This window comes from Hyphococcus sp., from assembly GCF_965267305.1.
Lineage (GTDB): Bacteria > Pseudomonadota > Alphaproteobacteria > Caulobacterales > Parvularculaceae > Hyphococcus.
On record NZ_OZ253945.1, the window covers coordinates 3814705 to 3827466 of the forward strand.

A 12762-nucleotide genomic window follows, 5' to 3' on the forward strand; every position below is an offset into this window, starting at 1 on the left:
GGGCGCTCATATCCTGCGCTGCGGAAAATGCGCCGCCGCATCCTTGTAAGGCTTTCGGACTTTGCGCGGCGATGGAGACGGCTGGTTGGACAAGTCAGTGACACAAGCCAGGAAGAAGACTTCTGATCTGGTGCTGGCCGTGGACGCCATGGGCGGCGACGCCGGCCCGCAGGCTGTTGTCGATGGTGTCGCTTATGCGGTGAAGCGCGGCCTCAAGGCCGACGTCATTTTCTTTGGCGACAAAGCCCAGCTCGAACCGCTGGTTTCAGCACACTCGAACCTCTCCGGCGCCCAAATTCGTCATGCCGACAGTGTTGTCGCCATGACCGACAAGCCCATGCATGTGCTGCGCCGCGGGCGCGATACCTCCATGTGGCTGGCGATGACCGCTGTGGGGGAGGGCGAGGCGCAAGCCGTCGTCTCAGGCGGCAATACCGGCGCCCTGATGGCGGTCGCGCGCAAACAGCTTGGCATGATCGAAGGCGTCGAACGTCCCGCCGTGACGGCGTTGTGGCCGACGCCGAAGGGGCGCTGCGTCGTTCTCGATGTCGGCGCCAACGTGGAGGCTGACGAGGATCAGCTTGTCCAGTTCGCCATCATGGGCGAGGCATTCTTCCGTGCCCTGATGAAAGTGGAAAAGCCCACGGTCGGGCTTCTCAATGTCGGCGCGGAGGATCTCAAAGGCCATGAACTGATCCGCACGGCGGCGCGCGTGTTGCGCGAGGCCGATCCCGACATGGCGTTCAAAGGCTTTGTTGAGGGCAATGACATTTCCAAAGGCACGGTCGATGTGGTCGTTACCGACGGCTTCACGGGCAATGTCGCGCTGAAATCGGCGGAAGGCGCTGCGCGCCTACTCGGCCAGTGGATGAAAGAGACCCTCACTGGCACGCTCAACGCGAAAATCGGCGCCCTCATGATGGCGCCGGGCCTCAGGAAGCTTAAAGAACGGATAGATCCTTCCTCGAACAATGGCGGCGTCTTTCTCGGCGTCAACGGCATTGTCGTGAAAAGCCATGGCGGCGCCGATGCGCGCGGGGTCGCCAGCGCGGTCAATATGGCCGCAAGCCTCGCCAAGCGTCCTTTCCAGGACGAAGTGGCGTCCACAGTAAAAACAGTGATGAACCGGCGGCAGCGTCTTGCCGAGGCATCGCCCGACAGTACGATCAAAGCGGCGGCGGTATGAGTTTGAAAGCAGTGCTGCGCGGATGCGGCGCTTTTTTGCCTGAACAAGTCCTGACAAACGAAGATCTCTCAAAGCGCGTCGATACGAGCGATGAGTGGATTCGCGAACGCACCGGCATACGCGAGCGTCACATCGCCTCGGAAGGCGAGATGACCTCCGATCTTGCGGTGGAAGCGGCGAAGGCGGCGCTCGCGAATGCGGGACTGACGCCGTCGGACATCGACTTGATTGTCGTCGCAACAACGACGCCGGACCTCACTTTTCCATCGACCGCCGCCATCGTGCAGGCGAAACTCGGCGCGGGCGAGGGGGCGGCCTTCGACATTCAGGCGGTCTGCACCGGCTTCATCTATGCGCTCTCCACAGCAGAGAAGTTTCTCACCTCCGGCCAGCACAAGCGCGCCCTCGTGATCGGCGCCGAAACTTTCTCGCGCATTCTCGACTGGGAGGATCGCGCGACCTGCGTCCTTTTCGGCGACGGCGCCGGCGCCTTCGTCCTCGAAGCTCAGCCTGCGGAGGAAGCTGGCGAGCGCGGCGTCATGGCGAGTTATCTCAGATGCGACGGGCGCATGGTGGACCTTCTCTATGTGGATGGCGGCGTGTCCTCCACCGGGACGGTCGGCCATGTGCGTATGCAGGGCAACAAGGTCTTCCGCGAGGCGGTGACGCGCATTTCCGACGCCATGGTGAAAGTCTGCGCAGAGGCCGATGTGCCGGTCACCGACATCGACTGGTTCGTGCCCCATCAGGCGAACGAACGGATCATCCAGGGCGTCGTCAAAAAGCTCGACCTCAGGCCCGATCAGGTCATCTCCACCATCTCCGGGCAGGGCAATACCTCGGCCGCCTCGATCCCGCTCGCCTATTGCGCGGGCGTCGCCGACGGGCGGATCAAGACCGGCGATCTCGTTCTCTTCGAGGCCATGGGCGGCGGGCTCACCTGGGGCGCCGCGCTGATGCGCGCCTGAAACGCGTTTCGTGCTTCTGGCAAGGCTCTCCTAAAAAACAGGCAATATATTTCAAAGACTTATTGACCGAAGAGGGGTCCAGCCGTTAACCTTGGAAGCTTCTGGGGACTGACGCGGGTAGGCAAGCATGGCCGGAAAAACCATCACCAGAGCGGATCTGACCGATGCGGTCTATCGCTCTCTCGGCATTTCGCGGAATGAATCCTCCGCCTTTGTCGAGCGTATTCTCGATGAAGTCGCGCAAACGCTCGAACAGGGCGAAACTGTCAAGATTTCATCCTTCGGCACCTTTTCGGTGCGCGACAAGAAGCTCAGAATGGGCCGCAATCCCAAGACCGGCGAAGAAGTGCCGATCGAGCCGCGGAGGGTCATCACCTTTCGCGCGTCCCACGTTCTGAAAGATCAGATCAACAACACTCATCGGCAGTCCAAAGCCGCCGAATAGGCCGAAAAAAGCACTGAGCTGACGAAGGCGCTCTCCCTGTGGCGAAATCTGCCGAAGCGTTCCGCACGATCTCTGAAGCCGCCGAGGAGCTGGACGTTCCCCAGCATGTGCTGCGCCATTGGGAGGAAGTGTTCGGGCAAGTGCGCCCCATGCGCCGGGCCGGCGGGCGGCGCTATTACCGTCCCCTCGACCTCGATCTCCTGCGCGGCATTCGCGTCCTGCTTTACGAACAGCGCTACACGACCAAGGGCGTCCAGAAGATTTTCAAGGATGAAGGCGTCAAATACGTCTCCGAACTTGGCCGCCGCGCCGCCGCCGGGGAGCCGACGGACATCCGTCCGGTGCTGGAGGACGATGACGACCCGCCGGCGCAGCCCCAGACTCTGGAGCTTGGGGCGACCGAGGCGCAGAAGGCTGCGTGTCTGCCGCCGGAACTGCGCCGGTCCCTGACGTCGCTGCTTGCGCGCCTCGAAACCGTGCAGGACGCCCTCGATCAGGCGTCCCTGGCGCTCGAGGCGATCGAGACCGAGCAGGATTAGCGAAAGCCTGTCACTGTCATCCCGGCCGTAACCCGGACCTGTTCCGGGATGACAGGCGAAACGTAAGAGGAATTTCAGGAGGCTCTGATTGTGGCTGGAATTATCCGATTTTCGCCATTGCCCGGAGGAAGCGCGGCGCCTATAAGACCCGCTCGCGCCGGGCGGAGACCTGCTTCCGGCGTCAGGGTCGGAGCGTAGCGCAGCCTGGTAGCGCACTTGACTGGGGGTCAAGGGGTCGTGGGTTCAAATCCCGCCGCTCCGACCATTTCAAGCCGGATGTCCAGAAAACCGAGGGGCAATTTCATCGTGCCACTCCTTGATCCGGTCGTAGTCGGGATCAGTGAGGAATTCCCTGGACGGTTCAAGCTCGCACTTCTGAATAATCGCATAGGCGAGCAGTTTGATGAATTCATCCACCTCGAAATAAGCTGTGTGAATTAGCTCGTTCCAGGTGACGGTCTCTGTGATTTGCCGAAGGAGTTCGTCATTGGTGAGACCAAGCTGGGCGAAGCCCAGAAGCTGCCGGCCCTTTGCTACTAGATCGGCGGCGTGGCGATTGGCGAATTCATGAACGGCAGCACTCGGCGCATGTGGCAGTGTTCTCCATTCCGTTGAAAACTCCGCCGGCGCCAGCGAGACTGACGGTTTTTCAAGCAACGGCAAATCGATCCCAAACGCCGATTTTCGGGCGAAGCTTGAAATGATGTTGTCTGACGTATTCGCGATCCATCGGGAAACGATCTTGGTAAAGGGCGTTAGCAATGCGGCAAGCGTGAACGTCGTTCCGACATAGTTTAAAACGCCAATGACAACCGACTCTGTCGAGGGTTCAGCGCCATATACAAGACCCAGAACAGATTGAAATACATCCAGAATGAATCTGAAAATCATCATGTCGCCGTCTTGCATCGGCGTATAATTTGCAGGATGGACGCGAAGATAGTAATGGACGCAAACATAAAGTATTGTCGTTATGACCAAGGCTATGCTAGTGGCGAGTGGCCGCGCGCCCAACCCTGGGGGAGTTATCTTGACGGTCGCGCCTTCGGACATTCGAAGGGCGTTGACCGCTTCGTCGGCGCTGTCCGTTAAAGAAACCCAGTTCTCCTCGAAATATCGTGGAAACAAGGCTCGGCGCTTTCCGGAAAGCGATGTTGTGGAGAGCCGGAAAAGCCATCCTTGCAAAGAAATGGCGGCGCCGAAAAATATGACGACAACAATACCAAGGGCGGTGATGGCGCCTGTCATTGCCCAGCGCATGGCTCTCACGAGCATTTCGGTTATTCCCTGATCAATTGCGCTTGCTGGAAGGTCTCCAGCAGTGATCCAGGTAAGGGACAAAATGAATAAGAACGGAGCCAGTACGGTTAGAAAGATTGCCCAGAACAAAAAGATGAATGTTGGGATTATGAAGCGGTTTATCGCCACCGTCATAAGGCGTATGGCGCCAAGGTGTGGGTAATTGATCAATGGTGCGCCTACGGTCGCCCAAAACCTCAGCGCATTTCGTTTTGCGGCGAATGTTTCTTCATCAAGCGCAAAAAAGTATCCGGTAGTCGTCAAAAATTGTCCGACGCGAGATTTCGCAGTCTGGAGTAGGGTCGCAAGCCTTAGCATTTCGACAGCAACAGACCCGCCATGACTATGCCCAATAATGCCATATGTTTCGTCGGCCTTTTCCAATTTTCGAGTCATCTTGAGGAGCGCGCGACTGGCCTTGCGCCGCTCGTTTTCACTGTTGGCGCCGGACCAGTGAAACGGGATAAATTCGAGTTTCTGCTTGATGAGAGCTTGCAAGCGTGTCTGGAATGCGCTTCCCAATTGCCACCATTGCTCGCCGGAGTCGCTTTCGTCTCCAGCATTGGTGCCGTGTATTGTGATAATCTTGGTCACTGCCCCGCCCCCCGCGATTACATGAAGAGTGCCCTGAGGTTCTGGTGAGGTCAATCCGTGTGCGTTGCGCTTCCAGTCGCCAGTGGTTGCGGTATTGCAACGCTCGCCGAATGGGCCGCCGCCGCCTTTGATTGTAGGATCGCCGCGTGATTTGACGCCGCAGAATGCGGGGCGGCGCTGTTGCGTTCCAGAGAATAATCCCGCGTGACAAGAGGAAATGCCCATGATTGGAAAAACCATTGCGGCTTGCATTTTTGCAAGCTCAGTTTTCGTAGGCGCCGCTTATGCGGGCGAAGTGGCGGAATTCTGCGGCGCTGTCATCGATGAAATGGGACTGGAAGATCCCGACGGCGGCTGCACCTGTTTTGAAGACTCGCTGTCGGCGGAGGATCAGGCGCTTTATCTCAGCCTCGAAAGCGAGGATGACTGGAACGCCCGAGCGAGCGACGACATGAAGAGCGCCATGGCCGCCTGTTTCCCAGCGCCGTAAGAGACGCATACGGAGGATCTGATGAGCCAGCAGTCTGTTTCTGTGGACGGCGCCGGCCGCGACCTGCCGCCCGGTCTTATGGTCGATTACGATTTCATGCGGCCGGGTCCGCCGGGCTCCGATCCGCTGATCGAAATTAGCCGGCTCATCGGCAATCCGCCGGTCGTGTGGACGCCGCGCTATGGCGGCCACTGGGTGGTGACGGACGGGCGCATCATTCCTGAAGTGCTCGCAGACTACGAACGCTTTTCTTCTCGCGAGGTTTTTATCGGCATGCCGCCGGGCCGCCCCCGCGCCGTGCCGCTCGAATACGATCCGCCGGAGCACACGGGGTTCCGCAAGCTGCTTCAGCCCGCCTTCACGCCGCAGGCGATCAAGCGCTGGGCGGAGGAAGCGCGCGTCCTCGCCATCGAACTGACCGATGAGATCGCGCCGAAAGGAGCTTGCGAGTTTGTGGCGGATTTCGCCAAGCATGTGCCGATGATTATCATCCTGCGCATGCTCGATCTGCCGCTGGAGCACCGGGAGAAGCTGATTTATTGGGTCAGCACCGGCATTCGCTCCGTGGATCAGGAAGGGCGCGCCAGCGTTCGCGACAAGCTGAACGCTTATATCGAGGATCTCGTTGACCGCCGCACCGCAAATCCCGGCGATGACGTCCTCAGCAAGGCGATCCACACAGAAATGGACAACGGGCGCAAGGTGACGCGCGATCTCGCCATCGGTCTTGCGAGTTCGCTGATCGGCGGCGGGCTCGATACGGTCGCGACCACGATGACGTGGATTGCGTGGTATCTGGCGCAAAACCCGGCGCAGCGAAAAACCCTGGTCGACGAGCCTCAACGCATTCCGCTCGCCACCGCCGAGTTTCTACGGCGCTTCGGCGTCTCCAATATCGGGCGCATCGTCGTGAAGGACATGGAGTTTTACGGAGCGCCGTTAAAGGCCGGCGATGCGATCCTGATGCCCTCGGCGGTGCGCGGGCTCGACGAGCGGGTGTTCGACGATCCGCTTACGGTTAATTTTGATCGCCGCAACGCCCATGACCATACGACCTTGAGCCACGGGCCGCATCGCTGCATCGGGATTGTCCTCGCGCAACAGGAATTGCGTATTTTTCTCGAGGAATGGCTGGCGCGCATTCCAGAATTTGAACTGGATGAGAACGACCCGCCCGTCATGGCCCCGGGCATTGTTCCGAGCATTGACCGGCTTTCCCTGAAATGGCGTGCCTGATATCGCTGCCTGGTCTGCGCCATCCCTTCATGGTTACCGTACCGGTAATCATGAACCCCTTGAAAACGGAACTTCCGTTTAAGAATTCGGTGGGAAGTCTTTGCCATTGATTTATTCAGCGCTGGCTAGTTTGAGGTTGGGGCCTGGAAATGGTCACGCATCCTTTGGGGATTATCATTGGCGGAGTTTCCTGCCTGAGCGCCGCTGCTGCGGTCACAGCGATGGCGGTGTCCGCAGGCGATTCGGAGGCGACCGCGGCTGAGATCGCGGAGGCCGAGGATGAGCCGGAAACCCGCCAGGCACAGCTCGAGAGATGGCGGCTCAATTGCGCCACTGGCGACGGGGAGGCGTGCTTCGTTCTCGGCGACGCGTATGAATCGCGCAAGGATCTGTGGGGCCAGCCGATCAAAGGCGATGGCCTGCATCGCCATGACGGACAGGCGCTGCGTTATTACCGGCTTTCCTGCGACAACGGTTATGGCAGCGGATGTCTTCACCTTGCGCGCATGAGCGGGGCCGGGCGGGGCGCGCCGAGAGACGGTGAAGAAGCCGCGCGCGCCTATCGCAAGGCTTGTGCGCTCAATGTGAAAAGCGCGTGTGACGAAATCGGCGTCACGCTGGCGCCGTCGCCTACACTTCGACCCTGATGCGCCGATAGCGTTTGCCGCCCGGCGACCCGACGGCATAGTGATCGAGCCGATATAGGCTTGCGACGTCGCATTGCGGTCTGGCTTTGACGACGAACTGCGCGGCGTCCTTATCGCTGCGCGCCGGAAACTGGTGTGAAAACCCGCCGGCGAAGCCTTTTGCAAGCCCCGCCGCATCAAGACTCGCTTCACCGGTCCCATCGGCGCAGCGTGCATACATCACTTCATATTTCGCCGCCATGCCGACAAGCGCCTGCGCTTCGAGCAGCGGATCGCGGCGCAATTCCTCCGGTTTCATCATGGAGGCGACGCCGGCGAGGGCGAGGATCGCCGGGATCGCCGCATAAGGCGGCATCTCGATTTCATGCGCCATGACGCATCCATCCCCGTTTGTTCATGCGTTGCCGCCTGAATCTAGAAATCGGCTGTTGAGGGAGATTTAAGGGAATATGTCGGATTGCGTTTAACCATGCGCGCGAGGTTTCAATCGCGTGAAACGCCGCACATCCATAAGGCGATGGAGATGGGCGCAAACATATCCTTAAAGGCGAAAAACCATCATTTTTTGAGGTTTGGTGCAAAGTTATCCACCACCTGCGGCGCGGCTTTAGACTGCTGGCGTTGAGGTGAAAACGCGCCGGGGCGGGATTCCCGGTTGCGCGTTCGCTGCGCGTTGAAAAGCGATTGGATGACGATGCAAAACCGCAGGAGCAGAAAAAGCCAAATGGCGCCAGACTCGCCTGCGAGCGAGGCAACAAGCGGTCCGAAAGGGCGCAAGCGCGTTCCGGCGTCAAACCGCCGGCCGCGCCCGTTCGATGATCTTGCGCGCATCGATGTTCGGCGCCAGAGCGCCATAGGCGTAAGAGCGCTGGTCAGGATCGAGGCGCGCGGCGCAAAAGCCGTCGAAGACGAAATCCGGCGCCGTCTGCCTAAGCGCAACGGCGCAAAGCGCGAGCGCCATCTCTTCGGCGAAGCGCCGCGCCGTCGCCTCGCTGAGCGCGCCTGGCTCGAACCACCGGTCGAGGCTCGCAAGATGGCGGTCCAGATGGGTGTTGGCGCCCTTCGCGGAGAGGAGTTCCGCGCGCACCGCTTCAAGACTGTCGGGCTCGCGGCCGAGGGCGCGCAAAATATCGAGGGCGATGACATTGCCCGAGCCTTCCCAGATGGCGTTCAAAGGCGACTGACGGAAAAGGCGCGGCATGGGCCCTTCCTCGACGAAGCCGGCGCCGCCGTGACATTCGAGCGCCTCGTAAACGGCGCCGGGCTGGCGTTTGCATACCCAGTATTTTGCAACCGGCGTCGCGAGCCGCATGAAGGCCGCTTCACGCTCGTCCTCCATATTGTCGAAACTCTGGGCAATACGGAGCGCCAGCGCCGCCGCCGCTTCGCTTTCAAGGGCGAGATCCGCGAGCACCATGGCCATCGCCGGCTGGTCGATGAGTTTTTTCTGAAACGCCGAACGGTGCGCCGTGTGCCACAAGGCTTGCGCGAGCGCGGCGCGCATGCCGCCGGCGGAACCGGCGATGCAGTCGAGGCGCGTGTGCTGCACCATGTCGATAATGGTGCGGACGCCGCGGCCTTCTTCGCCGACTTTCACCGCGTATGCGCCATGATATTCGATTTCCGAAGAGGCATTGGAGCGATCGCCGAGCTTGTCTTTCAAACGCATGATATGAAAAGCGTTGCGCGTTCCGTCCGGGCGCCAGCGCGGCACGAGAAAACAGGTGATCCCCGCATCGGTGCGCGCCAGCGTCAGAAACGCGTCGCACATGGGCGCCGAACAGAACCATTTGTGACCGACAAGTTCGTATTCGTTGCCGCCGATATGCGTCGCGGTTGTCGTGTTGGCGCGAATATCGGAGCCGCCCTGTTTCTCGGTCATGGCCATGCCGATGGTGGCGGCTTTCTTTTCGGAGGCGGGGATGAAACGCTTGTCATATTGGCCGGCGGTGATGCGTGGGACCCATTCCTTTGCAACGTCAGGCTCATGACGCAGCGCCGGAACCGCGGCATAAGTCATGGTCATGGGACAGCCGACGCCGGGCTCGCCGCCCGCCTGCATATAGACCATGGCGGCGTGGGCCACATGGCCGCCTTCCTCCGCCGTCCAGGCGACAGAGGCGTAGCCGGAAGAAAGCCCCAGATCCATCAGCGCGTGATAGGCGGGATGAAACTCCACTTCGTCGAGGCGATGGCCGTAACGGTCGAAGCTGATGAGTTTGGGCGGGTTCTGATGCGCCAGCCGCGCATTCTCGATCATCTCCGCCGAGCCGAGCAATGCGCCGTAGACGGACAATTTCTTTAGATGAGATTTTCCGCCGCGCTGTTCCGCCGTTTGTTTCAGCGCGATGTCGCTGTCGAAGAAATTCACATCCTCGAAAGGCGGCGGCTGGTTCGCAACCTCGTGTGTCTGAAGTTCTGACTGGGGGCGGTAGTGGGACATGGAGCGTTTCCCTTTAGGGTTTCGCCTATTGTGCGCCGCTGCGGCGCCCGCCGCAATGTCTGCGCGCAGCGCTCAGGTGGGGAAGAGCAGGCGGTCGAGCTCCTCAACCGCCGGCCCCACATCGCCGATGGGAACTTTGATCGTCGTCATGCCCATGGCGCGGGCGGGCTTCAGATTGACGCCGAGATCATCGAGAAAAATGCAGACCTCCGGTTCAACGCAAAGGGCCTCGCACATCATTTCGTATATGCGCGGCTCCGGCTTTCGGACGCCCGCTTTGGACGATTCAATAATATGATCGAAATTGGCGTGAATCTGCTCCACCACGTCGCGGCTTTCGCCCGGCGCCAGCATGCCTTTGGAATCGATCTTCGGCAGGTTGTTGGTGATGCAGCCGGTTTTGTAACCCGCCGCTTTCACACGGGCGAGAGCGGCGATCATCTCATGATTGAAATGCAGCTTCAGAAGATCGATGAGCGTCGCGCCTCGAATTTCAAAGCCGGCTGTCTTCGTTTCCTCGGCGAAGGCCTCGTCGAAGTCCTCAAGCGACATTTGCGCCCGCTCGAACCGCGCCCAGGCGTTGTCATGGATGTTGGTTTTGATGACGTCGCCGATGAATTTTTCAGGCAGCCCGTGCTTGCGCTCGAACTCGGCGAAATTCTGCACAGGCGACGTTGTGAACACGCCGCCGAAATCGAAAATGACGGCCTCGAAAGCCATTCAGGACTTGCTCTCGATATGCTGCGCCCAAGGGAGCGCTTCATCGGCGAAAACTTCGCTCTGCGGCGCATAGTTTTCCGGATTTTGCATCACGCCGATGAGGAAGTGCGTCTCGCCGGCCCATTTTTCGCCGGCATAGGTGAGGGGGGTGCCGCATTTGGCGCAGAACCCGCGTTTGACGCCGTTGGAGCTCGCGTAATAGGAGGGCTTTTCCGTGACCCATCGGACTTGATCGTCGTTGAAGCCGACCCAGGTGGAAACGGCCCCTCCCGTCGCCTTGCGGCAGGCCGCGCAATGACAGTTGGCGACGAATTTCGGCGCGCCGGTCATTTCGGCGCACGCGTCGCCGCACTGGCAGGAGGCGTGATGGTTTTCCGCCTTCATCTAAAGACCGAGCTCGGATGCGTATTTGGCGCTGATCTCCTGCATCTTTACGCAGGCTGGGCGCGCCGTCATGCGATCGATATAGTCTGCGATTTTGCCCTTCTTTTCGATGGCGCCGAACATGGTTGCGAAATTCAAGAGCGATCCCATCACAATATCGGCGGCGCTTACCTTGTCCCCAAGAATGTAAGGGCCGGCGGAAAGCGCGACATCGATGGACTTCAGAACGTCCGCTTCCGTGCCGTAACCGGCGGCCATGGGGTTTTCGCGTTTCACGCCGCCAAGCTTGTCGAGCATCATCGGTTCGATGCAGGAGGGCGCGTAAAACATCCAGCGAAAATACGCGCCGCGTTTCGGATCGTTCAGCGGCGGCGCGAAGCCCTTATCGAAAAACGCGTCAGCGAGATAGGCGCAGATTGCGGCGCTTTCGGTCACGTTCACGCCGTCATGTACAAGCGCCGGCACTTTGCCCATGGGGTTGATCTTCAGGAATTCCGGCTGCTTGTGTTCGCCCGATTTGAGATTGACGACTTTGACGTCGCAGACGCCGCCAAGCTCCTCATTCATCCACATCACCGTGTCGGCGCGGGTGCGCGGGCAGTAATAGAAAACCGGTTTCGCCATGTCTCTCTCCTTTATAACGGCGCGAGCTTAGCGCGGCGCTACGCCGCTTCAAGGTCCATTTTCAGGCTTAACAGTTTCATTACATCGGCCTTAGACAGCGTGCCGAGAATACGGCCGTTTTCAACAACGATCAGCGTATCGGCGCTTCCGTCATGGAGCGCGCGCAGGGCGATGATGGCATCTTCAGAAGGGTCGGTCACCGGCGCATCTTCGGGTTTCGACATGACGTCGCGCACGGTCAGCCGGTCCCAGTCGGCGCGCGGCGCGGCTTTTACATGAGTGGTGTCCACAACGCCGATAAGGGCGCCGTTCTCGGCGACGGGAAACGCCGTTTGCTGACGCTGATAGACATGCCGGTCTACAAGTTCACCGATTGTCATGGAGGGCGAAACGATGTCCGCATCGGCATGCATGAGGTCGCGCACAGTAACGCCGCCCATCAGACGGCGCACCTCCATCTGTTGATAGGAGCCTTGCGCCGCGCCGCGGATGAACATGCCAATCAGCACCCACCACAGTCCCGCGACAAAATTGCCGGAAAGCGCAGCCAGAAGCCCTGCAAACATCAGCGCGAAGCCGAAAAGGCCGCCGAGGCCCGACGCCCAGCGCGTCGCCCACCGCAGATCGCCTTTCACGGCCCAAAGGATCGACCGCAAGACGCGCCCGCCATCCATGGGAAAGGCCGGGATAAGATTAAAAATGGCAAGAATGAAATTGAGACGGCCGAGATAGTCGGCGAGCGCGATGATCGGCGTCGGCTCCGCGCCGCCAAGCGAGGCGAGCCATAGAAAGAGCACGCCGAGGACGATGCTGATCGCCGGGCCGGCGATGGCGGTGAAGAATTCGGCTTTGGCGGTTTCGGGTTCATGCTCCATCTCGGCGACCCCGCCGAACATGAAGAGGGTGATGCCGGTCATGCCGGCGCCGAATACCCGCGCGATCAGCGAATGCGATAACTCGTGAATGACGATGGAAAAGAAGACGCCGATGACGCCGGCGATCGCGAGCCACCAATAGGTTGAGGCTGGCCAGCCTTCATAGAGATTGGGGAAAAACCCAAGGGCAAGGGAAGTTGCGATGAGAAGCGCAAGGAACGTCCAGCTTATGTCGACGCGCACATCGAAGCCGAGAATGCGAAAAAGTTTGAGCGAACGGCCGAACATCGTTCTTTCTCCTTTTGCTTTTCC

At 59.9% G+C, this 12762-nt stretch carries 14 protein-coding genes and 1 tRNA gene; 8 read left to right on the top strand and 7 right to left on the bottom strand.

Annotated elements, in window-relative coordinates; genetic code table 11:
- Window positions 1–97: 97 nt before the first annotated feature.
- From plsX to ACQY5P_RS18525, 5 genes are all read left to right on the top strand, one after another.
- Window positions 98–1186 carry a phosphate acyltransferase PlsX gene (gene plsX, locus ACQY5P_RS18505; protein ID WP_428408353.1) on the top strand — a complete coding sequence of 363 codons (1089 nt, stop codon included), beginning with the start codon at window positions 98–100 and terminating at the stop codon, window positions 1184–1186.
- On the top strand, window positions 1183–2154 hold the full coding sequence (locus ACQY5P_RS18510) for a beta-ketoacyl-ACP synthase III (RefSeq protein WP_428408354.1): 972 nt from the start codon (window positions 1183–1185) through the stop codon (window positions 2152–2154). Before plsX ends, ACQY5P_RS18510 begins: the two co-directional genes overlap by 4 nt.
- Before the next feature lie 127 nt (window positions 2155–2281).
- Window positions 2282–2599: an integration host factor subunit alpha gene (locus tag ACQY5P_RS18515; RefSeq protein WP_428408355.1), complete on the top strand. Its 318-nt coding sequence runs from the start codon at window positions 2282–2284 to the stop codon at window positions 2597–2599.
- 38 nt (window positions 2600–2637) lie between these two features.
- Window positions 2638–3138, top strand: coding sequence for a MerR family transcriptional regulator (locus ACQY5P_RS18520; protein ID WP_428408356.1), 501 nt, complete (start codon window positions 2638–2640; stop codon window positions 3136–3138).
- A gap of 188 nt (window positions 3139–3326) precedes the next feature.
- Window positions 3327–3403, top strand: a tRNA-Pro gene (locus ACQY5P_RS18525).
- 2 nt (window positions 3404–3405) lie between these two features.
- Here ACQY5P_RS18525 and ACQY5P_RS18530 read toward each other — a convergent pair.
- Complete coding sequence (locus tag ACQY5P_RS18530) at window positions 3406–5256, bottom strand: hypothetical protein (protein WP_428408357.1); 1851 nt, start codon at window positions 5254–5256, stop codon at window positions 3406–3408.
- On the opposite strand from ACQY5P_RS18530, the gene ACQY5P_RS18535 reads away from it, so the two are divergent.
- The 3 genes from ACQY5P_RS18535 (at window position 5255) to ACQY5P_RS18545 (ending at window position 7404) form a co-directional block, all read left to right on the top strand.
- Window positions 5255–5521 carry a hypothetical protein gene (locus ACQY5P_RS18535; RefSeq protein WP_428408358.1) on the top strand — a complete coding sequence of 89 codons (267 nt, stop codon included), beginning with the start codon at window positions 5255–5257 and terminating at the stop codon, window positions 5519–5521. The genes ACQY5P_RS18530 and ACQY5P_RS18535 overlap by 2 nt on opposite strands.
- A 21-nt stretch (window positions 5522–5542) precedes the next feature.
- The gene (locus ACQY5P_RS18540) at window positions 5543–6757 is read left to right on the top strand and encodes a cytochrome P450 (protein WP_428408359.1); all 1215 of its coding nucleotides are present in this window, start codon (window positions 5543–5545) and stop codon (window positions 6755–6757) included.
- Window positions 6758–6906: 149 nt separating this feature from the next.
- Complete coding sequence (locus ACQY5P_RS18545) at window positions 6907–7404, top strand: tetratricopeptide repeat protein (RefSeq protein WP_428408360.1); 498 nt, start codon at window positions 6907–6909, stop codon at window positions 7402–7404.
- Here the strand turns inward: ACQY5P_RS18545 and ACQY5P_RS18550 are convergent.
- From ACQY5P_RS18550 to ACQY5P_RS18575, 6 genes are all read right to left on the bottom strand, one after another.
- Entirely contained in the window at window positions 7388–7777 is a 390-nt protein-coding gene (locus ACQY5P_RS18550) for a hypothetical protein (protein ID WP_428408361.1), read from the bottom strand. The genes ACQY5P_RS18545 and ACQY5P_RS18550 overlap by 17 nt on opposite strands.
- 417 nt (window positions 7778–8194) lie before the next feature.
- The gene (locus ACQY5P_RS18555) at window positions 8195–9847 is read right to left on the bottom strand and encodes an acyl-CoA dehydrogenase family protein (protein ID WP_428408362.1); all 1653 of its coding nucleotides are present in this window, start codon (window positions 9845–9847) and stop codon (window positions 8195–8197) included.
- A 72-nt stretch (window positions 9848–9919) separates the two neighbouring features.
- Window positions 9920–10567: an HAD-IA family hydrolase gene (locus ACQY5P_RS18560; RefSeq protein ID WP_428408363.1), complete on the bottom strand. Its 648-nt coding sequence runs from the start codon at window positions 10565–10567 to the stop codon at window positions 9920–9922.
- Window positions 10568–10951 (bottom strand): GFA family protein, encoded by a 384-nt coding sequence (locus ACQY5P_RS18565; RefSeq protein WP_428408364.1) that lies wholly within the window; start codon window positions 10949–10951, stop codon window positions 10568–10570. It abuts the gene before it with no gap.
- Window positions 10952–11575, bottom strand: coding sequence for a glutathione S-transferase family protein (locus ACQY5P_RS18570; RefSeq protein WP_428408365.1), 624 nt, complete (start codon window positions 11573–11575; stop codon window positions 10952–10954). It abuts the gene before it with no gap.
- 38 nt (window positions 11576–11613) lie between these two features.
- The gene (locus ACQY5P_RS18575; protein WP_428408366.1) at window positions 11614–12738 is read right to left on the bottom strand and encodes a site-2 protease family protein; all 1125 of its coding nucleotides are present in this window, start codon (window positions 12736–12738) and stop codon (window positions 11614–11616) included.
- Between the last annotated feature and the right edge of the window lie 24 nt (window positions 12739–12762).